This is a genomic window from Aeromonas sp. QDB25 (genome assembly GCF_027707725.1).
Lineage (GTDB): Bacteria > Pseudomonadota > Gammaproteobacteria > Enterobacterales > Aeromonadaceae > Aeromonas > Aeromonas caviae.
Genome location: NZ_JAPCIZ010000043.1, coordinates 15,853 through 39,041 on the forward strand (window position 1 = coordinate 15,853; position 23,189 = coordinate 39,041).

21 protein-coding genes and 1 pseudogene are annotated in these 23,189 nt (G+C 63.5%); 14 read left to right on the top strand and 8 right to left on the bottom strand.

All coding sequences use genetic code 11. The features are described 5' to 3' along the window. Window positions 1–157: 157 nt before the first annotated feature. On the bottom strand, window positions 158–598 hold the full coding sequence (locus PG883_RS14900; protein WP_010673640.1) for a universal stress protein: 441 nt from the start codon (window positions 596–598) through the stop codon (window positions 158–160). A gap of 471 nt (window positions 599–1,069) precedes the next feature. Further along, window positions 1,070–2,734, bottom strand: a complete 1,665-nt coding sequence (recN, locus tag PG883_RS14905) for a DNA repair protein RecN (RefSeq protein WP_010673642.1) — start codon at window positions 2,732–2,734, stop codon at window positions 1,070–1,072. 306 nt (window positions 2,735–3,040) lie between these two features. Here recN and PG883_RS14910 point away from each other — a divergent pair, with 306 nt between their 5' ends. Continuing rightward, window positions 3,041–4,198, top strand: a complete 1,158-nt coding sequence (locus PG883_RS14910) for a GGDEF domain-containing protein (RefSeq protein ID WP_010673643.1) — start codon at window positions 3,041–3,043, stop codon at window positions 4,196–4,198. Window positions 4,199–4,222: 24 nt separating this feature from the next. On the opposite strand, the gene nadK is transcribed toward PG883_RS14910, so the two are convergent. Next, complete coding sequence (gene nadK, locus PG883_RS14915; RefSeq protein ID WP_010673644.1) at window positions 4,223–5,107, bottom strand: NAD(+) kinase; 885 nt, start codon at window positions 5,105–5,107, stop codon at window positions 4,223–4,225. 263 nt (window positions 5,108–5,370) lie between these two features. Here nadK and grpE point away from each other — a divergent pair, with 263 nt between their 5' ends. From grpE to PG883_RS14955, 8 genes are all read left to right on the top strand, one after another. Continuing rightward, window positions 5,371–5,946 (top strand): nucleotide exchange factor GrpE, encoded by a 576-nt coding sequence (gene grpE, locus PG883_RS14920; protein WP_029314044.1) that lies wholly within the window; start codon window positions 5,371–5,373, stop codon window positions 5,944–5,946. Window positions 5,947–6,229: 283 nt separating this feature from the next. Further along, complete coding sequence (gene dnaK / locus PG883_RS14925; RefSeq protein ID WP_010673646.1) at window positions 6,230–8,158, top strand: molecular chaperone DnaK; 1,929 nt, start codon at window positions 6,230–6,232, stop codon at window positions 8,156–8,158. A 253-nt stretch (window positions 8,159–8,411) separates the two neighbouring features. Continuing rightward, window positions 8,412–9,548 carry a molecular chaperone DnaJ gene (gene dnaJ, locus PG883_RS14930; RefSeq protein WP_010673647.1) on the top strand — a complete coding sequence of 379 codons (1,137 nt, stop codon included), beginning with the start codon at window positions 8,412–8,414 and terminating at the stop codon, window positions 9,546–9,548. 265 nt (window positions 9,549–9,813) lie between these two features. Beyond that, window positions 9,814–11,304, top strand: coding sequence for a carbohydrate porin (locus tag PG883_RS14935; RefSeq protein ID WP_080767822.1), 1,491 nt, complete (start codon window positions 9,814–9,816; stop codon window positions 11,302–11,304). 111 nt (window positions 11,305–11,415) lie between these two features. Then, on the top strand, window positions 11,416–12,375 hold the full coding sequence (locus tag PG883_RS14940) for an aminoimidazole riboside kinase (protein ID WP_201896756.1): 960 nt from the start codon (window positions 11,416–11,418) through the stop codon (window positions 12,373–12,375). 83 nt (window positions 12,376–12,458) lie between these two features. Then, entirely contained in the window at window positions 12,459–13,823 is a 1,365-nt protein-coding gene (locus tag PG883_RS14945; protein ID WP_103244522.1) for a sucrose-specific PTS transporter subunit IIBC, read from the top strand. Continuing rightward, entirely contained in the window at window positions 13,823–15,238 is a 1,416-nt protein-coding gene (locus tag PG883_RS14950) for a glycoside hydrolase family 32 protein (RefSeq protein ID WP_257707044.1), read from the top strand. Before PG883_RS14945 ends, PG883_RS14950 begins: the two co-directional genes overlap by 1 nt. Before the next feature lie 27 nt (window positions 15,239–15,265). After that, on the top strand, window positions 15,266–16,276 hold the full coding sequence (locus PG883_RS14955; RefSeq protein ID WP_104451701.1) for a substrate-binding domain-containing protein: 1,011 nt from the start codon (window positions 15,266–15,268) through the stop codon (window positions 16,274–16,276). A gap of 78 nt (window positions 16,277–16,354) precedes the next feature. On the opposite strand, the gene PG883_RS14960 is transcribed toward PG883_RS14955, so the two are convergent. The 4 genes from PG883_RS14960 to PG883_RS14975 all read right to left on the bottom strand — a co-directional run bounded on the left by PG883_RS14960 (window position 16,355) and on the right by PG883_RS14975 (window position 19,521). Continuing rightward, window positions 16,355–17,083, bottom strand: coding sequence for an MgtC/SapB family protein (locus PG883_RS14960; protein ID WP_041213246.1), 729 nt, complete (start codon window positions 17,081–17,083; stop codon window positions 16,355–16,357). 182 nt (window positions 17,084–17,265) lie between these two features. After that, window positions 17,266–17,640, bottom strand: coding sequence for a hypothetical protein (locus PG883_RS14965; protein WP_043154730.1), 375 nt, complete (start codon window positions 17,638–17,640; stop codon window positions 17,266–17,268). 371 nt (window positions 17,641–18,011) lie between these two features. Beyond that, the gene (locus PG883_RS14970) at window positions 18,012–19,283 is read right to left on the bottom strand and encodes an NAD(P)/FAD-dependent oxidoreductase (protein WP_257707045.1); all 1,272 of its coding nucleotides are present in this window, start codon (window positions 19,281–19,283) and stop codon (window positions 18,012–18,014) included. Between the two features lie 52 nt (window positions 19,284–19,335). Beyond that, window positions 19,336–19,521, bottom strand: coding sequence for a YgaP family membrane protein (locus tag PG883_RS14975; protein WP_041213243.1), 186 nt, complete (start codon window positions 19,519–19,521; stop codon window positions 19,336–19,338). Between the two features lie 85 nt (window positions 19,522–19,606). Between PG883_RS14975 and PG883_RS14980 the strand changes: the two genes are divergently transcribed. From PG883_RS14980 to PG883_RS15000, 5 genes and pseudogenes are all read left to right on the top strand, one after another. Further along, window positions 19,607–19,921, top strand: a complete 315-nt coding sequence (locus PG883_RS14980) for an ArsR/SmtB family transcription factor (protein WP_039039225.1) — start codon at window positions 19,607–19,609, stop codon at window positions 19,919–19,921. Next, window positions 19,918–20,331, top strand: a complete 414-nt coding sequence (locus tag PG883_RS14985; RefSeq protein ID WP_164882973.1) for a YeeE/YedE family protein — start codon at window positions 19,918–19,920, stop codon at window positions 20,329–20,331. Before PG883_RS14980 ends, PG883_RS14985 begins: the two co-directional genes overlap by 4 nt. A gap of 13 nt (window positions 20,332–20,344) precedes the next feature. Next, window positions 20,345–20,791 (top strand): YeeE/YedE family protein, encoded by a 447-nt coding sequence (locus PG883_RS14990; RefSeq protein WP_039039223.1) that lies wholly within the window; start codon window positions 20,345–20,347, stop codon window positions 20,789–20,791. A 39-nt stretch (window positions 20,792–20,830) separates the two neighbouring features. Beyond that, entirely contained in the window at window positions 20,831–21,850 is a 1,020-nt protein-coding gene (locus tag PG883_RS14995; RefSeq protein WP_128297211.1) for an efflux RND transporter periplasmic adaptor subunit, read from the top strand. Then, window positions 21,843–23,078 (top strand): annotated as a pseudogene (locus tag PG883_RS15000) (efflux RND transporter permease subunit); the annotation flags it as partial. The gene PG883_RS14995 and the pseudogene PG883_RS15000, both read left to right, overlap by 8 nt. 3 nt (window positions 23,079–23,081) lie before the next feature. On the opposite strand, the gene PG883_RS15005 reads toward PG883_RS15000, so the two are convergent. Beyond that, on the bottom strand, window positions 23,082–23,189 hold a 108-nt coding region (locus PG883_RS15005; RefSeq protein ID WP_160838777.1), incomplete at its 5' end, for a transposase.

Consider the following 23,189-nt stretch of genomic DNA (forward strand, 5'->3'; position numbering starts at 1 on the left):
GCCATATCGTGCAGCAAATGGCCCTCAAAAAGAAGCGAGCAATGTGTAAGAAATCGTGTGGTTCTGGCGGTGACGCACTGGAGGAGGCCAAGCTGGGGGAGGATGACGGCGGGCGTCAGAAACAAGAAGACCCGCTCAGGGAGCGGGTCTTGTGGCATCAACCGACGGCTTTGAGCAAGGCGGCGTGAGGCTCGTGGCAGATCTGGATATCGAGGGGCAGTTTGTAGAGGAGCAGGCGGGCCAGCGAGCCCTCCATCCAGTGATGACGGCTGCCGACCAGCAAGAGATCGGCGGGGTGGGCGGCCAGCCAGTGCTGGAGATCCGGCACCACGTCATCCACCACCAGACACTGGTAATCCACCGGATGAGACAGCTGGGTGATGAGTTCACTGATGATCGCCTTGGCATCCAGGGTGCCCTGGGCGCTGCGCTCCTCTTGTGACAGGGACAGACTATTGCGACGGGTCTTGCTGCTGTGGGTCAGGTGCAACAAGGTCAGGTTGGCGCCCAGCCCTTGTGCCAGACGGCTCGCCTTGGCCAGTGTCTCCTGCTCGTAATCCTTGCCTTCCAGCAACAGCACAATATTGGTCGGGCTCATAAGCAGTTCTCCTTGGCAGGTGCGGGTCAGACGGCGGAAGCGCGCTCCCATTCTCCCTTCCCGCGAAATGTCAGCTCAAACGAACCCGGTGTGTTTGCATCAAGCGTCACCTTCTGTCGATGGCAACTGAAGGTACCGAGTCCGTTTACATCATCATAACAGACTGAGTTGAATGGAAAATGAAGGAGTGGGTCCGTTCGATATATGAATGAGTGCAACGAAGATGAGTGGCGTTCTGACCATGGCGATGGAAGCCCGACTGGGTGATGACCAGGCTAACAGGCTCAGATTGAGCATCAAGACACGTGCCGCGGATTAGCCAGGGCAGCCCCTCTTTCTTGCTTGCGGTTCACGGCATCGGTCAACCAGGCCGGCGCCGTCGGCAAGAGGCTTCAACTGGCCACCGCGATGATGACTCGGTCAATCTAAAAGGGGCGACATGGACGGGAGGATGTCCCGCCCGCCCCGTGGTCAGCTTGCGAGCAACTCACGGGCATTGGCCAGGGTGTTATCGGTGATCTGATCGCCCCCCAACAGGCGGGCCAGTTCGTTGAGCCGGGCGCCCGGGGTGAGCGCCTGCATCTGGGTTTCCGTTGTCTTGCCGTCGGTGTGTTTGCTCACCACCATGTGCTGGTGACCCTTGCCTGCCACCTGGGGCAGGTGGGTGACCACCATCACCTGGGTGGATTCGCCGAGCTGGCGCAACAGGCGGCCCACCACGGCGGCGGTCGGGCCGCTGATCCCCACATCCACTTCGTCGAAGATAAGGGTCGGGGTGGAGATCTTGCGTGCACTGATCACCACGATGGCGAGGCTGATACGCGACAGCTCGCCGCCGGAAGCCACCTTGCCGAGCGGTTGGATGGGCTGACCCGGGTTGGTGGTGACCATGAACTCCACCCGATCGATGCCAAGGGGCGAGAGGCTGCTCTGGGCATCGGGTCGCACCTCGATGGCGAAGCGGCCATCGGGCATCGCCAGTTCGTGCATGCTGGCGCTTACCTTCGCGCCCAGCTCCTCGGCATAGCGCTGGCGGCTCTGGCTCAGGGCCTCGGCGGCCTGCACGAAGGCCTGGCGGGCCGAGGCCAGCTCGTCCTCCATCCCCTCGAGTCGCTCTTCGTCGGAGTGCAGGCGTGCGAGGTCGCTGGCCAGCTCCTGATGGTAGTGGGCCAGCTCCGCCGGTTTGACATGGTGCTTGCGTGCCAGGTTGATGGCCTTGGAGAGGCGGCTCTCCAGCTCGTTGAAGCGCTCTGGATCCAGTTCCAGCCGGTCGAGATAGCTGCGCAGCTCGCTGTGGCTCTCCTGTACGCCGATCAGGGCTTCGTTGAGCATGCCGAGCACGTTGCCCAGCCGGCTGTCCATGCCGACCAGGGTCTCGGCCCTGTCCACCGCCGTTTGCAGCAGACCGGCGATGGTGGTCTCTTCATTGTCATAGAGCAGATCGAGGCAATACCCGCACTCCTGCATCAGCTCGGTGCCATTGGCGAGCCGCTGATGCTCCTCTTCAATCTCTTCAAACTCTCCCGGCTGAAGGGCAAATTCGTCCAGCTCCTGCACCTGGTATTCGATGAGTTGACGGCGGGCTTCCCGCTGCTGCTGCTCGGCCTTGAGCCGGTTGAGCTCGTTTTGCAACTGGCGCCACTGCTGGTAGTGGCGGCGCACATCGTCGAGGAGCAAATGATGACCGGCGTAGCCGTCCAGCAGGGCGAGCTGGTAATCGGGTTTGAGCAGCATCTGGTGAGCGTGCTGACCGTGGACGTTGACCAGCAGTTGACCCAGGTTCCTGAGCTGGGCGAGGGGGACGGGAACCCCGTTGATATAGCTGCGAGAGCGCCCCTCGGCGGACAGTACCCGCCGGACGATGCACTCACCGTCATTTTCAAGCTCGTTGGTGGCGAGCCAGGCCCGGGCGGCAGGATTTCCCTCCAGCAGGAAGCGGGCACTCACCTCGGTCTTGTCGCTGCCCGGGCGCACCATGCTGGCTTCGGCGCGCTCCCCCAGGCACAGCCCCAGAGCATCGATGGCGATGGATTTGCCCGCGCCGGTCTCCCCGGTGATGCAGGTCATCCCCGGTTGCAGATCGAGCTCGAGAAACTTGACGATGGCGAAGTTGTTGACGGTCAGCTGGGTCAGCATGGTCTCATCCTGTATGGGCCAACATTACTGTGTATGCATACAGTATATACTGGTCTTATATACAGTAAAGTGGGCAGGGAGGATTTTTGCGAAACAGGGGGAGGGCAAGGATGTCAAGGCCGCGGCATGGGGGTGACGCCGATCCGATGGCCTGCAAAATCAACCTGCGTACCTGGCATGGGCTGAGGTGATTCGAGAAGCCACCTTGAGGCGCTCTCTTGTGGTGAGTGGCTGGCTGAGACACACTCGAACCAGTCCTGGTTGAGCCTGGGCTGTGCACAGACCTCTTCGCAAGGATGCGTCACGATGATCCATACCCCGACCCTGCTGCTGATCTCCCTGGCAATCAACCTGATGTCGGGGCTGATCATGCTATTCATCCACTCCCTGAAGCCGGGTCGAGGCAACTTTCTGTACTGGTCCCTCTCCGCTTTTCTCTTCTCCCTCTCCATCCTGCTGCTCAGTCTGGGGGTGTTGGGCGGCCATCCGGCGCTGGGCATCCGGGTCGGCGGCCTGGTCTCGCTCATGAGCATCCTGCTGTTGCTCGCCGGTTTTTGTGCGCTTTACGAGCGCGCATGGCATCCCCGTGCCGTGGGGGGAGGCGTGGCGGTGTTGCTGCTGCTCTATCTGGGATTGTCCAGCCTCGCCCCCGTGCGCATTGTGCTGGCTCTGATGGAATCGATGTTGTACCTGTGGTGCGCCTGCCTCATCGTCTCTCTCGGCCGGCAACAGAAGCGGGTGCTCCATGCGGTGGCGCTCATTTACCTGCTGCATTTCACCATCCTGCTGAGCCAGGGGGGGCTGCTCTTGCTGGGAGTCGAAGAGCGGATGGGGGACGGAGGTTGGCTCGATCTCATCTTCTTCATGCACATGGTGCTGACCATCGGCTCGGTGTTGTTGCTGCCTCTGGTGGCCTATGTGGAGACGGAGGAGGCATTGCTGGCGCTCTCGGAGCGGGATCCCCTCACCGGGGTGCTCAATCGGCGCGGCCTCTTCAGGCACGGAGAGGGTACTACGCCTGGCCAGACGCGCTGCGTGGTGGTCCTGGACATCGATCACTTCAAGCGGGTCAACGACCAGTTTGGTCACGGCTGCGGGGATGAGGTCATTCGCTATGTGGCCGGGGTGCTGGTGGCCGAGGTACGCAAGGATGATCTGGTGGGGCGCATCGGTGGCGAGGAGTTTGCCATCATCATGGGGGGCGTGAGCGGCCAGATGGCCCGCGACATCTGTGACCGGATCCGCCGCCAGATAGAGACGGGCTCCCGGCAGGGGGCTTGCCTGCCGTGCGAGGGGGTTACGGTGAGCATGGGGGTTGTGTGCGCCAGTGCCGAGGCTGACCTGGCACTGATGCTGACCAAAGCCGATGCTGCCATGTACCGGGTGAAGGAAGCGGGGAGAAACGGGGTGCATCTGGCATTCGAGCCGGCACTGCCTCGGCTGGTCGAAAGCAGCGAGGGGTAGACCCTCGCCACCGATGGTGCCTGGCTAGAAGAGCTTGCTGCCCCAACCGAGCTTGTTGCGCAGCACGTGGAAGTAGCTGTAATCCAGCGGATGCACCAGATGAAGCTTGTGGCTGCTCTTCTTGATGAGGATCTCGTCCCCCGGGTGGACCGCCAGGGTGACCTGGCCGTCGCAGCTCACCTGCATGGCGTCGTCCTGGTTGTCCGGCGAGACCAGCAGCCGCACTTCGCTGTCCGCATCCAGCACGATGGGGCGGCTGCTCAGGGTATGCGGGAACATGGGCACCAGCGTGATGGCGTTGAGTTTGGGGGTGAGAATGGCGCCCCCTGCCGACAGGGAGTAGGCGGTGGAGCCGGTGGGTGTCGCCACTATGATGCCGTCCGAGCGCTGGCTGTACATGAAGCTGCCGTCGATGTAGACCTCGAACTCGATCATGTGGGCGATCTTGCCCGGGTGAAGCACCGCCTCGTTGACCGCGAGGTTGCTCGACTTGCGCTCCCCGTGGCGATAGACGGCGGCCTCCAGCAGGAAGCGATGCTCGCTCTTGAAGTGACCCGAGAGCACCTGCTCCAGGGGCAGCAGATAATCCTGGGGCGAGAGATCGGTCAGGAAGCCGAGGTTGCCCCGGTTCACCCCGATCACCGCCACATCGAACCGTGACAGCACCCGGGCGGCCCCCAGCATGTTGCCGTCACCGCCGACGACGATGGCGAGATCCGCCTGCTCGCCGAGCTGCACCAGATCCATCACGTTCTCCCCGAGCAGCCCCAGAGTATGGGCCACCCGGCTCTCCAGCAGCACACGAAAGCCGCGGCTGGTCAGGTACTGATACAGGCCGGTCAGGGTCTGGTTGGCCCCCTCGTGATGGGGCTTGCCGATGAGGGCAACGGTTTTGAACGGAGAATCCATAGGTTATCGGGTCTGGGAGAGTCTTGGGGGGAGTATACCGCGCTTTGCCGGGGATTTGTCTGCCTCCGTGGCGGTTGGTGCAATCGGCCCCGAAAAGGGGCTGCCTGGCACGCGGATGGGCGCCATTGTGCCCGATCTGCCCTTTTCCCCTTGAAAGCCGGGGCTGTGTCCCCATAATAGCGCCAACACAGGGTCTGCTGGCGCGTGTCGCTTGTCTGAACGCCAGCCACCCTCACACGCAACCCCTGAATATTGGAGATGTCATGAGCCACGAAGAACAAAAGGTTGAAGCGATGGAGCAAGTGGAAGCCCAGCCAGTCGAGCCGACCGATGTAGACAGTGAAGTGACAGCCGAGCAGGCCCGCATCGCCGAGCTGGAGGCCCAGCTGGAGGCGGCCCAGCAGGCTTCCCTGGAAGAGCGCGAGCGCGCCATTCGCGCCGTCGCCGAGATGGAGAACCTGCGTCGCCGTGCCGCTCAGGACGTGGAGAAAGCCCACAAGTTTGCACTGGAGAAGTTCGCGGCAGAGCTCTTGCCGGTGCTGGACAACCTGGAGCGCGCCATCGAGCTGGCGGACAAGGAGAACGACACCCTCAAGCCAATGATTGAAGGGGTCGAGCTGACCCTGAAATCCATGCAGAGCGGCGTGGCCAAGTTTGGCCTGGTGGCGCTGGACCCGACCAACCAGCCGTTCGACCCCAATGCCCACCAGGCCATGAGCATGGTGCCCAGTGCTGACGTGGCGCCGAACACAGTGATCGCCGTGATGCAGAAGGGCTACGAGCTCAATGGCCGCGTCATCCGCCCGGCCATGGTGATGGTCTCCAAGTCCGCTGACTGATCACGCTGTTCTCACCAAGCCCGCCGCTTGGCGGGCTTTTTGTTGGATGTGGCGCCAAAAAACGTGTCTGGCGTCATTTGGCTGTCAGGTGGTCTGTATGCAGGTTTTTTCAGGGCCGGACTTGAAGCGCCGACTTGAGACCCCATATAGGTTACAAGGCCACGGCGGCACAAAAAATTTGATGCCGGGAGCTTGAAAGCCACAGTGGCAGGCCCCACCTAGCCGTTAACGTATCAAGGCGAGCCCCTCGCCAGTTTATTCAAAGTATTTGGAGATTCGTCAAATGGGTAAAATCATCGGTATTGACCTGGGTACTACCAACTCCTGCGTCGCTATTCTGGATGGCGACCATGCTCGCGTGATCGAGAACGCGGAAGGCGACCGTACTACTCCGTCCATCATTGCCTATGCCGATGACGGCGAAATCCTGGTTGGTCAGCCGGCCAAGCGCCAAGCCATCACCAACCCGAAGAACACGCTGTTCGCCATCAAGCGTCTGATCGGCCGTCGTTTCGAAGATGACGAAGTACAACGTGACCTGAAAATCATGCCGTACGCCATCGCCAAGGCCGACAACGGTGACGCCTGGGTTGAAGTGAAAGGCAAGAAGATGGCACCGCCGCAGATCTCTGCCGAAGTGCTGAAAAAGATGAAGAAGACCGCCGAGGACTACCTGGGCGAGCCGGTGACCGAAGCCGTCATCACCGTACCGGCCTACTTCAACGACGCCCAGCGTCAGGCCACCAAGGATGCCGGTCGCATCGCCGGTCTGGATGTAAAACGCATCATCAACGAGCCGACTGCCGCGGCTTTCGCCTACGGCGTCAACAAGGTCAAGGGCGAGCGCAAGGTTGCTGTATATGACCTGGGTGGCGGTACCTTCGATATCTCCATCATCGAGATCGACGAAGTCGAAGGGGAAACCACCTTCGAAGTACTGGCGACCAACGGTAACACCCACCTGGGTGGTGAAGACTTCGACAACCGCGTCATCAACTACCTGGTTGACGAGTTCAAGCGCGAGCAGGGCATTGACCTGCGCAACGACCAGCTGGCCCTGCAGCGTCTGAAAGATGCCGCCGAAAAAGCCAAGATCGAGCTCTCTTCTGCCCAGCAGACCGACGTCAACCTGCCGTACATCACAGCAGATGCCACCGGTCCGAAGCACATGAACATCAAGGTGACCCGCGCCAAGCTGGAATCCCTGGTGGAAGACATGGTGAAAGACTCCCTGGAGCCGGTTCGTGTCGCCCTGAAAGACTCCGGTCTGGCGGTTGGCGAGATCGACGACGTCATCCTGGTGGGCGGTCAGACCCGTATGCCGCTGGTTCAGAAGACCGTGGCCGACTTCTTCGGCAAAGAGCCGCGCAAAGACGTCAACCCGGACGAAGCCGTGGCCATGGGTGCTGCCATCCAGGGTGCCGTACTGTCCGGTGACAAGACCGACGTACTGCTGCTGGACGTGACTCCGCTCTCCCTGGGGATCGAGACCATGGGCAGCGTGATGACCGCGCTCATCGAGAAGAACACCACCATTCCGACCAAGAAGTCCCAGGTGTTCTCCACCGCCGAAGACAACCAGTCTGCCGTGACCATTCACGTGCTGCAGGGTGAGCGCAAGCGCGCCAGCGACAACAAGTCCCTGGGCCAGTTCAACCTGGAAGGCATCCGCCCGGCACCGCGCGGTCTGCCGCAGATCGAAGTGACCTTCGACATCGATGCCAACGGCATCCTGCACGTCTCCGCGAAAGACAAGGAGACCAACAAGGAGCAGAAGATCACCATCCAGGCCTCTTCCGGTCTGTCTGATGACGAGATCGAACGCATGGTACGCGAAGCCGAAGCCAACGCGGCCGAGGACAAGAAGTTCGAAGAGCTGGTGCAGGCCCGCAACCAGGCTGACGGTCTGGTCCACTCCGTGCGCAAGCAGGTCACCGAAGCCGGTGAAGCCCTGCCTGCCGACGAGAAGACCAAGATCGAGACTGCCCTGAGCGAGCTGGAATCCGCCATCAAGGGTGACGACAAGGCTGCCATCGAAGCCAAGCAGCAAGCGCTGCTGGAAGCGTCCCAGAAGCTGATGGAAATTGCCCAGCAGCAGGCTCAGGCGCAAGGCGCCGCCGGTGCTGACGCCGGTCAGTCCTCCTCTTCTGCCAAGGCTGACGACGACGTGGTCGACGCCGAGTTCGAAGAAGTGAAAGACGACAAGAAGTAAGCCCGACCCGGATGGGCGAAGTCCGCTTCGCCCATCGGCTCAGAATCTGTTCACGGTCTGTCGCGAGAGGCCGTCAGCAAGGTAAAGAGCAGCGCAGGAACCGGAGCGTATAGTATACGTGAGGATTCCGAGCAGCACATGAGCCTTGATCACGGCTTCGTAGCAAGAGTGTGAGCAGATTCGTCAATGAATTTACGGGCGTTGGGTAACCAACGCCCGTCTGCGTAACTGCTGATATAGCAACAGGATGAGTATGTCGAAGCGCGATTTCTACGAAGTGCTCGGGGTGTCGAAAGGTGCCGACGAGCGCGAGATCAAGAAGGCGTACAAGCGTCTGGCCATGAAGTATCACCCGGATCGCAACCAGGGTGATGCCGGGGCTGAAGAGAAGTTCAAAGAGGTCAAGGAAGCCTACGAGGTCCTGACCGACGAGAACCTGCGTGCCCGTTATGACCAGTACGGTCATGCCGGGGTGGATCCGAGCCAGGGTGGCGGCCACGGCGGCTTTGGCGGTGGTGCCGATTTCGGCGACATCTTCGGCGACGTGTTTGGCGACATCTTCGGTGGTCGCGGGGGCGGTCGTCGCGGCCCGGCCCGTGGCGCCGATCTGCGCTACAACATGGAGCTGACGCTGGAAGAGGCGGTGCGCGGGGTCTCCAAGGAGATCAAGATCCCGACCCAGGTCCACTGCGAAGTCTGCAACGGCTCCGGTGCCCATACCGGCAGCCAGGCCCAGACCTGCCCCACCTGCCACGGCTCCGGCCAGGTGCAGATGCGCCAGGGCTTCTTCGCGGTGCAGCAGCCTTGCCCCCACTGTCACGGTCGCGGCAAGATCATCAAGGATCCGTGCCGCAAGTGCCATGGGGAAGGGCGCTACCAGAAGACCAAGACCCTGTCGGTCAAGATCCCGGCCGGGGTCGATACCGGGGATCGCATCCGTCTCTCCGGCGAAGGGGAAGCGGGGGAAACCGGCGCATCGGCGGGGGATCTGTACGTACAGGTTCACGTGCGCGAGCACGAGATCTTCGTCCGTGACGGCAACGACCTCTACTGCGAAGTGCCCATCAGCTTCACCACGGCGGCGCTCGGCGGCGAGATTGAAGTGCCGACCCTGGATGGCCGGGTCAAGCTCAAGGTGACCCCGGAGACCCAGACCGGCAAGCTGTTCCGCCTGCGGGGCAAGGGCGTCAAGTCCGTGCGCTCCGGCCAGGTGGGGGATCTGATGTGCAAGGTGGTGATCGAGACTCCGGTCAAGCTGACCGAGACCCAGAAAGATCTGCTGCGCCAGCTGGACGACTCCTTCAGCGGCGCCGCTGCCAAGACTCACAAGCCGAAATCCGAAGGCTTCTTCGAAGGGGTGAAACGCTTCTTCGACGACCTGACTAAATAAACGCGACCCGCGTTACCCAAGCCGGCACGGATGTGCCGGCTTTTTTTTTGCCCGCCATCTGGCCTGGATCCTCCCTTATTGAGTGGATCCCGATGAGGGATCCTCCTCACAACTTCCACCAATTCCTCCTGTACAAATGTTATCCCGCTCACACTCCTGCTGAAACGGTTTAGCTGGCATATTGAGTCAGCTAAAGCGGTTTAGCTATCCTCGGCTCGTCAACAACAACAGAGCCCGGACGGGCGACAGAAGACAGGTGAGGACGATGACGATGTTCAAGAGCAAGTTGGCGCTGGCCGTGGCGCTGGGATTGGGAATGAGCAGCCCGCTGTGGGCGGCGGATGGTGGTATCGAGGCTCGTCTGGCGGCGCTGGAGGCGCGGGTGCAGGCAGCCGAGGCGCGCGCCACCGCTGCCGAAGCGCGGGCCGACGAGGCCCAGAGCAAGGCGAGCGAAGCCCGCGAGACCGCCGCCGTGGCCAAGGCCCAGAGCGAGAAGGTGGACAAGCAGACCGCCGGTGCCCAGGGCTTCGAGTTCCACGGCTATGCCCGCTCGGGCCTGCTGGTGAACGGCAACGGCAATGGTGGCCGCGGCGGCCCCTACATCACCCCGGCCGGCTCGGTGGGCGGCGCCGTGGGTCGCCTTGGCAACGAGGATGACACCTACATGGAGGCCAACCTGCTGAAGACCCAGACCTTCGACGATGGCAGCTGGGCCCGCTACAAGCTGATGCTGGCGGACGGGGTGGAGACCAGCAACGACTGGACCGCCAGCGATTCCAGCCTCAACACCCGCCAGGTGTTTGCCGAAATCGGCGATCTGGCGAGCTTCAGCGGTCCTTTCCAGCACTCGGTGCTCTGGGCGGGCAAGCGCTTTGACCGGGACAACTTCGACATCCACTGGCTCGACTCGGACGTGGTCTTCCTGGCCGGTACCGGCGGCGGCGTCTACGACGTGCAGCTGGCCGACAGCTGGAAGGCAAACTTCTCCCTCTACGGGCGCGACTACGGCGACATCAGCGCGAGCGGTCTCTCCGACATCGAGAGCTACATCCTCACCATGAACAACCGCGTTGGCAACTGGCAGTGGATGCTGAACGGCCTCTCCGCCAAGGATAACGAGGCGCGCATCAACGACGGCGGCGCGGGCAGCGAAGCGGCGAACAAGGGTGCCCACACCCTGGTGGCCTACCACGCCGACAGCTTCTTTGGCATCAACCCCGGTTTCTCCAAGGCGGCGGTGCTGTATGGCCACGGTCTGGGTGCCGAGCTCAAGGGGCTGGGCTCCGACAGCGAGCTGCTGCCGGATGCCGATGCGGTGCGGGTCGCCGTGTTTGGCGCCACCGATCTTGCGCCCCGCTGGCGTGTGGCCCCGGCCCTGCTGGCCGAGCACAGCCAGGATCGTTACGTGAAAGGGGACGAGTACCGCTGGGTGACCCTCAATGGCCGCCTGGCCCAGGTGCTGAGCCAGAACGTCGAGCTGGTTTACGAGGCGACCTGGCAGTACATGGACCTCGATCCCAAGGGCTACAAGGGTCGTCAGGCGGTGAGCGGCGATTTCACCAAGCTTACCTTCGCGCCGACCTTCAAGGCGCAGACCGCCGGCTTCTTCGAGCGGCCCGAGCTTCGGGTGTTCGCCACCTGGATGGACTGGTCCTCCGAGCTCGACAACTACGCCAGCTCCGATGCCATGGGCCAGAGCAACTTCACCGCCGGGGGCGAGTGGAACTTTGGCGTGCAGATGGAAACCTGGTTCTAGTTCGTTATCCCGATCACAAAAATGGCAGGCGGCCCCGGGATCTATTGGTTAGCTAAAACGGTTTAGCTGATAATGCGGACCCAGAACCCGGGGCTGACCCCGGCAAATCCTGTGCAGCAGTGGAGTAGCAACAAGGTGACGAATCGTGTGTGGGTAATGGGGGATGCGGTAGTGGACTTGATCCCGGAAGGGGAGCAGTACTACCTCAAGTGTCCGGGTGGCGCACCGGCCAACGTGGCGGTGGGCGTTGCACGGCTCGGCGGGGAGTCGGCTTTCATTGGCCGGGTCGGCGCGGATCCCTTCGGCCGCTTCATGGGGGAGACCCTGGCCAGGGAGGGGGTCGACATTCGCCACCTGATCCAGGATCCGGCCCATCGCACCAGCACGGTGCTGGTGGATCTCGATGAGGCGGGGGAGCGCAGCTTCACCTTCATGGTGCGCCCGAGCGCCGATCAGTTCCTGAGCCACGCCGATCTGCCGGTCTTCCAGGCCGGGCAGTGGCTGCTGACCTGCTCCATTGCGCTCGCCAACGAGCCGGTGCGCAGCAGTTGTCTGCAAGCCATGGCGACCATCCGTGCCGTCGGGGGGCGGGTCTGCTTCGACCCCAACCTGAGGCCAGAGGTGTGGGGCAACCCTGCCGAGATGCTGCCCGTGGTGCGCGAGGCCATGGCCCTCGCAGACGTGGTCAAGCTCTCGGTGGAGGAGCTGCAGTTGCTGAGCGGTCTGGACGATCTGGCGGCGGGGCTTGCCACTCTTTCAGGCCCGGCCCTGGTGCTGGTGACCCGGGGGGCGGCCGGTGTGGTGGCCCGTCTGGGTGGCGAGTTGCTGGAGTGGGTGGGGCCCAAGGTGACGCCACTCGATACCACGGGGGCGGGGGACGCCTTCGTCGCCGGGCTGCTGGCGGCCTTGGCCGAACGGACCTCGCTGCCGACGCTGGCCGAGCTGCCCGCCATTCTGGCTCAGGCCCACGGCTGCGGGGCGCTCGCCACCACCGCCAAGGGGGCGATGACGGCACTGCCCACCCGCACCCGGCTGGATGAATTTTTGCGATCAGGCGCAGACGGCTGTTGATCTGCGGCTAGAAGCCCGGCTCGACAGCCCCTACTCTCATGTGACAAGGGCCCGCCAGCGTGGCGGGTCATAAGAGGAAGAATATGAATATCAGTGCGATAGCCCAGGATCTGGTGCCCCTGCTCGGGGGCAAGGAGAACATCGTCAGCGCCGCCCACTGCGCCACCCGGCTGCGGCTGGTGCTGGCGGACGACAGCAAGGTGAACAAGGCCGCCATCGACAAGCTGGAGGGGGTCAAGGGGTGCTTCAGCAACGCTGGCCAGATCCAGGTCATTTTCGGCACCGGCCTGGTCAACAAGGTCTATGCGGAGTTCGTCACCCTGACCGGGACCGGCACCGCCAGCAAGGCGGAGCTGACCGACATGGCGACGGCCAAGCTCAACGTGGCCCAGCGTCTGGCGCGGACCCTCTCCAACATCTTCGTGCCCATCATTCCGGCCATCGTCGCCTCCGGCCTGCTGATGGGGCTGCTCGGCATGGTGCGCACCTACGGCTGGGTCAACGCCGACAGCGCCCTGTTCGTCATGCTCGACATGTTCAGCTCGGCAGCCTTCATCATCCTGCCGATCCTCATCGGCTTTACGGCGGCGCGGGAGTTTGGCGGCAATCCGTACCTCGGGGCCACCCTTGGCGGCATCCTCACTCACCCGGCCCTGACCAACGCCTGGGGCGTGGCCGGGGGCTTCAAGACCATGGACTTCTTCGGCCTGGATGTCGCCATGATAGGCTACCAGGGCACTGTCTTCCCGGTGCTCTTGGCGGTCTGGTTCATGTCCCACCTGGAGAAGCAGCTGCGCAAGCGCATCCCTGACGCGCTGGATCTCATCCTCACCCCGTTTTTGACCGTCATCATCACCGGCTTCGTGGCGCTGCTTTTCATTGGCCCCGCCGGGCGGGTGCTGGGGGATGGCATCTCGTTCGGTCTGAGCGCGCTTTATGAGCAGGCTGGCTGGCTGGCGGGTCTGGTGTTTGGCGGCACCTATTCCCTTATCGTCATCACCGGCATTCACCACAGCTTCCACGCCATCGAGGCGGGGCTGCTGGCCAATCCGCAAATTGGCGTCAACTTCCTGCTGCCCATCTGGGCCATGGCCAACGTGGCCCAGGGCGGGGCTTGCCTCGCGGTCTACTTCAAGACCCGGGACGTGAAGATCAAGGCCATCACGGTGCCGGCGGCCATGTCCTGCCTGCTTGGCATCACCGAGGCGGCGATCTTCGGGGTCAACCTGCGCTACATCAAGCCCTTCCTGGCCGGTCTGTTCGGCGGGGCCTGCGGCGGCGCCTACGTGGTGGCGGCCAAGGTCGGCATGACGGCGGTGGGCCTGACCGGCATCCCGGGCATGGCCATCGTCCAGCCCATGAGCCTCATCCACTACGTCATCGGTCTGGTGATCGCCTTTGGCGCCGCTTTCGCCGCCTCCTACCTGCTCAAGTACAAGGTGGAGTGATGAAGGAAAGCCATCTCCTGAACCTGGTTGTCCGGTCCCTGCTGGCCGGACAGCTCAAGGCGGCGGCCGATCCCCATCGGCCCCGCTGGCATCTGGCAGCCCCGGTGGGGCTGCTCAACGATCCCAACGGCTTCATCGAGCACGACGGGCGCTACCATCTTTTCTACCAGTGGAACCCGCTCGGTTGCGAGCACCGCAACAAGGGCTGGGGGCATGTCACCTCCACCGATCTGCTGCACTGGCAGCACGAGCCGGTGGCGCTGCTGCCCACCGAGGCCTATGAGAGCCACGGCTGCTATTCGGGCTCGGCGGTGAGTGATGAGCAGGGGCGTCTGACCCTTATCTACACCGGCAACGTCAAATATCCGGACGGCAGCCGCACCGCCTACCAGTGTCTGGCCCGCGCCGACGGTGCGGGGGGCTTTGCCAAGCTGGGCCCTGTGCTGGATCTACCCGCAGGCTACAGCGGCCATGTGCGCGACCCCAAGGTGTGGCACGACGGTCGGCAGTGGCTGATGGTGCTGGGGGCCCGCACCCTGGACGATCGGGGTGAGGTGCTGCTCTATCGCGGTGACACCCTGGATGCCTGGACACTGGTGGGCCCCATCGCCGGCAGCGGGCGCGGCGGTCTCGGGGAGTTTGGCTACATGTGGGAGTGTCCGGACCTGTTCCCCCTGGGAGATCGCCATGTGCTGATCAGCTGCCCGCAGGGGATTGCCCCGCAGGGAGAGGATTATCGCAACCTCTACCAGTGCGGCTGGCTGGCGGGTGACTTCGACGGCGAGCGCTTCGAGCACGGGGCTTTCCACGAGTTGGACAGGGGATTCGAGTTCTATGCCCCCCAGACTACCCAGGACAGTCAGGGGCGGCGCCTGCTGTTCGGCTGGCTGGGCTTGCCGGAGGAGAACGAGATGAGCCAGCCCACTCTCGAGCACGGCTGGATCCACCAGATGAGCTGCCCGCGGGAGCTGTTCTGGCAGGATGAGTGGCTCTGCCAGCGGCCGGTGGCTGAGCTGGGCGCCCTGAAAGGGGAGCAGACCCGCTTCGAGGGGGTGCCGGACGAGCTGCCCGCCCTGGCCATCGACTCGGCCTGGCTCGATCTGGCGCTGTGCGGTGAAGGGCGCCTCAGGTTCGGGGCCGTGGTCGAGCTGGTGTGGCAGCCTGGGCGTCTTGTCCTGCGTCGCCAGAACTGGCAGAGCGGGGAGTGGGAGGAGCGAAGCGCCCCCTGGCTTGGGGGCAAGATCACCGTCTTGTGTGACCGCTCCAGCCTGGAGTGCTTCGTCGATGGCGGTCGCCAGAGCTTGTCGACCCGTTACTTCCCCGGCGAAAACCCAGTACTTTCCGCACGTTGCGGTGATGATGGCAGCAAAATTTGTCTCGATCACTGGCCGCTGGCGACCTGCCTAGTACAATAGCCCGGTCTCAGTGTGCCGGGAGGTCAGGTGGAGAAGAAGAAACGGATCACGATTGCCCAGATAGCCACGCTTGCGGGGGTCTCCAAGGCCACCGCCAGTCTGGTGCTCAACGGCAAGAGTGCGGAATACCGCATCGCCGACGATACCCGCAAGCGGATCCAGGCGGTGGCGGACGAGTGCCATTATCAGCCGAGCATCCATGCCCGCTCCCTGCGGGAGGTGCGCAGCTACACCTGGGGGCTGGTGATCCCCGACCTCACCAACTTCGGCTTCGCCAGCATCGCCCGTGCCCTGGAGGCCCGCTGTCGGGAGGCGGGGATCCAGCTGCTCATCGCCTGCTCCGAGGATGACCCCACACTGGAGCAGCGGGTGGTGGACAACCTCATCAGCCGTCAGGTGGATGGCCTCATCGTCGCCTCCAGCGGCCACAGTGACGACATCTATGCCCGCATCCACGACCGCTTGCCGGTGGTGCAGCTCGACCGCCACATCGGTGAGTCGCGCCTGCCCATGGTGATCTCGGACGCCTGCAAGGCTACCGCCGAGCTGGTGCAGGATATGGCCGAGGATTGCGGGGAGGAGATCTACTACTTCGGCGGTCTGCTGGATCTCTCCCCCAGCCGCCACCGGCTGGCGGGTTACGAGCTCGGATTGCACCGGGCCGGGCTGGAGGCCACTTCAGACCGGGTCCGCCACCGTGACTACCAGCCGAGCTCGGGTTATCAGCTGATGTCTGAGCTGGTGGACGAACTCGGGGCACCGCCGAAGGGGCTTTTTACCGCCTCTTTCACCCTGCTGGAGGGGGTGCTGCGCTACCTCAACGAGGCGGGACTGATGGAGACCGGCATGCGCCTGTGTACCTTCGACGATCACGATCTGCTCGACTGCATCCCCATGCGCATCGATTCCGTGGCCCAGGATTGCCCGGCCCTGGCCCGGGCCGCCTTCGAGATGATGCAGCAACTCATCGCGGGCAATCCCCCTGCCCAGACCGCCCAGGTCATTAACCCCAGGGTGCGCTGGCGCAGCCGCCGCTAGGCACACGGCTTCCCTTTCCTGTGAAAAAGCCCCGCCGGATCCGGCGGGGCTTTTTGTGCTGCGCCTGGTATGAGGGCGTCAATCGGTGATGCTGGCCCGCCAGAAGATCTGCTTGATGTGAGGGTGCTCCCCGAGCGTGTTCATCAGGGCATCGAGCTTGGTGCCATCGATGGCGGTGGCGAGCAGCGCCGCCGAGATCTCGAGATCCTGATCGCCGAAGGGGGTGATGTCGAGCTCGCTCAGGGGGTAGTGGGCCTGCTCCAGCATCTGCTCGAGCCAGGGCAGCACCTCCTTCTGGTGAGCGCGGCCGATGAGAGCGGTCACGTGATAGGTCACTTCGGTGTCCATGTTGTCCACCGGGTCACGGTTTATCTGGTTGACCAGGGGACGCAGCAGGGTGTTGGCGGCCAGCACGAAGAGGGCGCCGAGGATAGCCTCCAGGGCGAACCCGGCGCCGCAGGCGGCCCCGACCGCGGCCACGCCCCACAGGGTGGCCGCTGTGTTGATGCCCCGGATGTTGCCGGACTCGCGCATGATGACGCCAGCGCCGAGAAAACCGATGCCGGAGACGATGTAGGCCACCACGTGGACGACCCCGTAACTGCCGCCATGCAGGTCATAGATGCGCTGGGCCAGGTTGACGAACAGGGCCGCCCCCACGGCGACCAGCACGTTGGTGCGAAGACCGGCGGTGCGCTGGCGGTACTGGCGCTCGAGGCCGACCAGGCTGCCCAGCACGAAGGCGAGCAGCAGGCTGGCCAGGGTGTCGAGCAGGGCGAGAAAATCGAGTTGTTGCCACATTCTCATGAAGGGTCTCCTCCTGGGGATGCCGACCAGCCTGCTCCCCCGGGTTGTGTGAGAGATGGGGGGCAAGGTCGACATCGTGGTGAATGCAAGGGCGCGACCCGCCTCCTGACGGGGCGGGATGGCGCAGAACAGGGTACAGGCCCTTCACGGTTGCCCGGGAAGGACCTCGCCTCATTCGAGGGTCAATGCCTGGTGGCGTCGTCCCCGGCGCGGGGGCGCAGTTCCCAGCGTACCGGGTGGACAGCCCCGACCTGGTGGATGAACTGCACCAGATAGCGGCGCTGGGGCGGCGTGCAGTAGAGGCTCAGCACCAGCACGCGGCCTTCACCGCGCCCGGGCTTCATGGACTGCAGGGGGCTGAGTCCGGCCGGTTGCAGGGTGTGGCTCACCGCCGCCAGCACCTGCTCCATGTCGGCTCTGTCTTCGCAGCGGATGTGCAGCCGATAGAGGTGCTGACGCCGTCTGCCACGTTGCCAGAGTGGTCGCAGGCCCCGTCCCAGTCTGCTCAGCAGGGAAGGGGATTTGTCAGCGACAGGGTTGTTTGAAATCAAGCGCATAGCAGCCTCCTTTTGGGAAGCAGAAACTATGCAGGCAAGGTGTCGTGGGATGAGTCCGCGTCACCTGACGTCAAGTGTGAAAAGCGGGGAAAAGAGGGATCCACTTCTCGCAGGGTGGCGAGTCGCGGCAGAGAAAAACCTGCGGCTAGCTCGCGACCAGGGTGCCGACGACGAGGGTCGGCGTGCGTCTGTCACTTGATGAGTTGCCCACCGATGGTCTCCGCTAGTGATAAAGAGGCGACATGGTAGCCGATACGGCGGCCTGGGTAAACCCCGAGCCCTTGATAGCAACATATTGAAACATAATAAAAAAGAGATGAAAGCGCCGGTGAAGGGAGCCCTCTTCCCTTCACCGGCGGGCCCTTGGGGGGTTACCGGGTCTTGTCGATGCCCAGGTATTTGAGCATCAGTTTTTCATAGATGGGTTCGGTGTCGCCCACCTGCATCTTGTGCAGGAAATACTTCTCGAACGCTATCTTGGCCAGGTGGACCCACTTCCCTTTCTTGAACCAGGCGACGTTGCGCGGCGGGATCTGCGGCATGGCCACGAAGGCGGCCCCTGTGTCCCCCATGTCCGCCAGACAGATGGCATTCCACACCGCCCGGGTGACCGGGGGTTGGCCGTCCAGCTCCGCCTTGATGTTGTGGCTTAAGGTGCGCACCATGGCCTCAATCATGTAGCCGGTCTTGGGCACCCCGGTCGGTACCGGCGTCTTGTGCTGGGGCGGGATGGCGATGCAGACCCCGGCGGCGTAAATCTGCGGGAAGACAGGGTTGCGCTGGTGTTCGTCGACGATGACGAACCCGCGGGGATTGACCAGCCCCTCGAGGCCCCGCAGGGGGCTGATGCCGGCGAAGGCGGGCAGCATCATGGCATGCTTGTAGGGGAGGCTGTGGGTGCGCTTGACGTTGCCATCTTCATCCAGCTCCTCCACCGTCATCACCCCATCCCTGGCCGCCACGGTGCGGGCATTGCAGATCCATTGCATGTCGCGCATGCGCAGCTCGCTCTCCAGCATGCCCTTGGAATCCCCCACGCCGTTGAGGCCGAGGTGACCGATGTAGGGTTCGCTGGTGACGAAGGTCATGGGCACGTCCTTTCTCACCTTCTTGTCGCGCAGGTGGCGATCGAGGATGAAGGCGTATTCGTAGGCCGGGCCGAAGCAGGAGGCGCCGGGCATGGCACCGACGATCACCGGCCCCGGTTCGTCGAGCAGCCCGTTGACACTGTGCAGGCACTCCTCTGCGTAGGAGAGGGTGCAGACGCTGGCGGTGCCGCCCGCCGTCGGGCCTGCTCCCTGCACCTCTTCAAAGGCGAGTGCGGGGCCGGTGCAGAGCACCAGAAAGTCGTAGTGCAGGTGCTGGCCATCGGAGAGGCGGATCTGCTGTTCGAGGGGCTGCAACCCGGTCAGGGCGGCGTGGATGAAGCGGATCCCCTTTTTCTTCACATGAGGCTCTATGGGGAGGGAGATATCCTTGCGCTCTCGCCACCGGACCGCAATCCACGGGTTGGAAGGGTTGAATTCAAAGTCGGGTTTGTCGTTCACCAGGATGACGTCGTGCTGCTTGCCGAGTTCGGCCTTGAGCTCGTAGGCGGCCGACATGCCCCCCAACCCTGCCCCGATGATGATGATGGTTGCCATAATGAGCCTCCGCTCTATTACACGGCTCCTGTGAGCCAATATGTCCGCCTGCCTATTTGAGCCCCATTCGCCTGAGCACGGCGGCGGCGGGACAGACCCCGGTGAACGCGCTCTGGATCAGGTTGACCCCGACAAAGACGCTCAACCAGACAAAGCCCGGGTGGACCCAGGCCGTGAGCAGCAGCGACAGCAGCAACATGCCACCCGCGACCACTCTGACTCCGTTATCGACGGTCATTTCTCGTCTCCTTTTGTTTAGTGATTGCTAATTTAGAGTTGTTTTATACAATAGAACAAATATCAGCAATTGCTAATTTAATCTTATGAGCCACTTCGACGAGATGAACCGACATGCGACAGCCGCCGCCGGCCTGCTCAAGGCGCTGGCTCATCCCGAACGCCTGATGGTGCTCTGCCAGCTGGTGGAAGGGGAGAAGGGGGTCGGGGAGCTGCTGGCCCACAGCCAGCTCGGGCAGTCGGCCTTCTCCCAGCAACTGTCGGTATTGAAGCGCCAGGGCCTTATCCGCTCGCGCAAAGTCTCCCAGCAGATCTACTACTCCCTGGTGAGCGAGGCGGCGGCCGATGTGCTGGCGGCGCTGCAAACCCATTTTTGTCACTCAGATGAGGAAATTCGATGATGGAAAGCCAATGGCTGCTCTCGTTGGGGGGCGGCATGCTGGCGGGGCTCTCGGCCCTGATCCTGATGTTGTTCAACGGCCGGGTGGCCGGGATCAGCGGCATTCTGGCCGGTGCAATGCAGTACAAGACCCCCTGGCGGGTGCTGTTTCTGCTGGGATTGGGACTGGGGGCCTGGCTGGCGCTGACCCTGGGTTGGGCCACCATGCCCGCCTTTGATGCCTTGCCCGGCTGGCCCGTGGTGCTGCTGGCCGGCCTGCTGGTGGGCATCGGCACCCGTCTTGGCAATGGCTGCACCAGCGGTCACGGCATCTGCGGCATGGGGAGGCTGTCGACGCGCTCCGTGGTGGCGACGCTCATCTTTATGGGGATGGGCGTGGCGACCGTGTTCTTTACTCACCACATGTTTTGACGGGTTGATTGCCATGAAATTGCTGACAAGTGTGTTTGCGGGTCTGTTGTTCGGGCTGGGAATGGCCCTCTCCGGGATGATGGATCCGGCGCGGGTCACCGGGTTTCTCGATCTGGCCGGTGCCTGGGATCCCAGCCTGGCCTTCGTGATGGGAGGGGCCCTGGCTGTCTTCATGCCGGGCTACTTCCTGCTGGTGAAACCCCGTCGTCTGAGCCTGCTGGGGGAGCCCATGGCCCGGGTTCCCGCTCCCGTGCTGGATCGCCGCCTGATTGGCGGGGCCGCACTGTTCGGGATCGGTTGGGGCCTGGTCGGCATCTGTCCAGGGCCTGCCTTGAGTCTCATTTCCAGCGGACAGCCCATGATATTGTTGTTCATCGGGGCCATGGCGGCCGGGATCCTGCTGGTGGACAAGGTCTGGAACAGGGTGCTGGAGAAGGCTCGCCAGCACCGTATTGCCTGAGTTTTCAAGGTGCCCATGAGCCAGGGAAGGAGAATCATGATGAACACAATCCGGTTGCTGGTGACCACCCTGCTGGTCATGACATCCACCCTGGTGGCGGCCGAGGAGGCCAAGGGGTCGCTGACGCTGACCCCGCAGCGCGTCACCGACTGGCTCACCCTGAACGGTACCGTGAGCGCCATTCATCAGGGGACGGTCGCGGCCCAGACCAGTGGCCGCGTCTCCCGCATGCTGGTGGATGTGAACGACGAGGTACAGGCCGGGCAGCCCCTGCTCGAGATCAGCGGCAAGGAGCAGTCTGCCGCCGTGACCGGCGCCGAGGCGCGGGTGGCCAGGGCCCAGGCCCAGCAGGTGGAGGCCGAGCGCCAGCTCACCCGTTATCAGGCCCTCATCGCCAAGGGGGTGATCACCCGGGCCCAGCTCGACAACGCCCAGGCAACGGATCGGGCCGCCCGTGCCGAGGTCAATGCCGCCGAGGCCGCCCTCATCCAGGCCCGGGAAGCCTACGGCTATACCCGTATCCTCGCCCCCTACGCCGGGGTGGTGACCAGGCGGCTGGTGGAGCTGGGGGAGACGGTGGCCCCCGGTACGCCGCTGCTATCCGGTTTCTCCCTAGGCGAGCTGAGGGTGGAGCTGGAGCTGCCCCAGTCCGCGCTGGCTCTCGCCGGCCAGCCGTCGGATGTGCAGGTGCTGCTGCCCGGTAGCAAGGCCGTGACTCCCGTCAAGCTGACCCGCTTCAACTACGCCGACAGCCAGAGCCACAGTTTCCGGCTGCGCCTCGATCTGCCGCCGAACACGACAGGGGTGCTGCCCGGCATGTGGCTCAAGGTGCAGCTCAAACAGGGTGAGCGTCAGGTGTTGCAAGTGCCGGAGCCCGCCCTGCTGCGGCAGGGGGAGTTCAACGGCGTCTACCTCAAAGAGGGGGAGGGCTGGGCCCTGAGCCCGGTGCGGGTCGGCCACTGCGAGGCTGGGCTGTGCGAGGTCCTGGCGGGTCTCAAGGGCGGTGACACCCTGGCCCCCGATGCCTGGAGCCGTCAACAGGAGGTGTCCCATGAGTAGCGAGCTGAACGGCAACCATGGCCGCCTGGGGCTGGCGGGTCGGCTGGCGGCCCTGTTTCAGGGCTCGGCCATCACCCCGCTGCTGGCGCTGGTGGGGCTCTTGCTCGGCCTCTTTGCCGTGCTGGTGACCCCCAAGGAGGAGGAGCCCCAGATCGATGTCACCTTCGCCGACGTCTACATTCCCTTCCCGGGGGCCAGCCCGGCAGAGGTGGAATCCCTCGTCACCACCCCTGCCGAGCAGGTGGTCTCCCAGATAAAGGGCATAGATACCCTCTACTCTTTTTCCCAACCCGATGGCGCCCTGCTGGTGGTGGTATTCAAGGTGGGGGTGAGTCGCGAGCAGGCCATCGTCGATCTCAACAACCAGCTCGACTCCAACCGCGACTGGTTGCCACAGGGGATCGGAGTCGGTCAGCCACTGGTAAAACCCCGGGGGATCGATGATGTGCCCATCGTCAGTCTGACCCTCTGGAGCAAGCAACTGGGGGCCCCCGATCTGACCCGGGTCGCCCACGAGCTGGAGACCGAACTCAAGCGCATTCCCGGTACCCGGGACATCTACAGCCTGGGGGGCCAGCGCACCGTGCTGCGGGTGATGCCGGACCCGGCGGCCCTCAGCGCCCATGGCATCAGCTGGGGCGAACTGAGCCAGCGTCTCTCTGCCGCCAACCAGGTAGGCAGCGAACAGGCCGTGGTACAGGATAACCGGGAAATCAAGGTGCAGGTGGGGCAGTTCCTGCAAAGCGAGCAGGAGGCCCGCGAGCTGGTGGTGGGGTTGCACGACGGCAAGCCCGTCTATCTCGGTGAGGTGGCCCGGGTGGGGCTTGGGGAAGAGACCCCGGTCCAGCGAAGCTGGATGGGGCAGGGGCAAGCCAGCTACCCGGCGGTGACCCTGGCCATCGGCAAGCAGCCGGGGCAGAACGCGGTGGAGGTGGCCAAGCGGGTGGAGGCACGGGTCGAGAGCCTCAGGAACCGGCTCATACCGGCTGGCGTCGAGGTGACGGTGACCCGTGACTACGGCGTCACCGCCGAGACCAAATCCAACACCCTCATCGGCAAGCTCATCTTTGCCACCACGGCGGTGGTATTGCTGGTGCTGGTGAGCATGGGGTGGCGCGAGGCGCTGGTGGTGGGGGTCGCCATCGTCATCACCCTGGCACTGACCCTGTTCGCCTCCTGGGCATGGGGCTTTACCCTCAACCGGGTGTCCCTCTTTGCGCTTATCTTCGGTTCATCGCGGCTTTCCGGGGAAGGCCGCCTTGATTTTCAGAAAAAAGTATTCTGAGTCCCTAAATCCATATGCCATGCGCTTTATCACTTTGATCTTGTTGTTCACCCC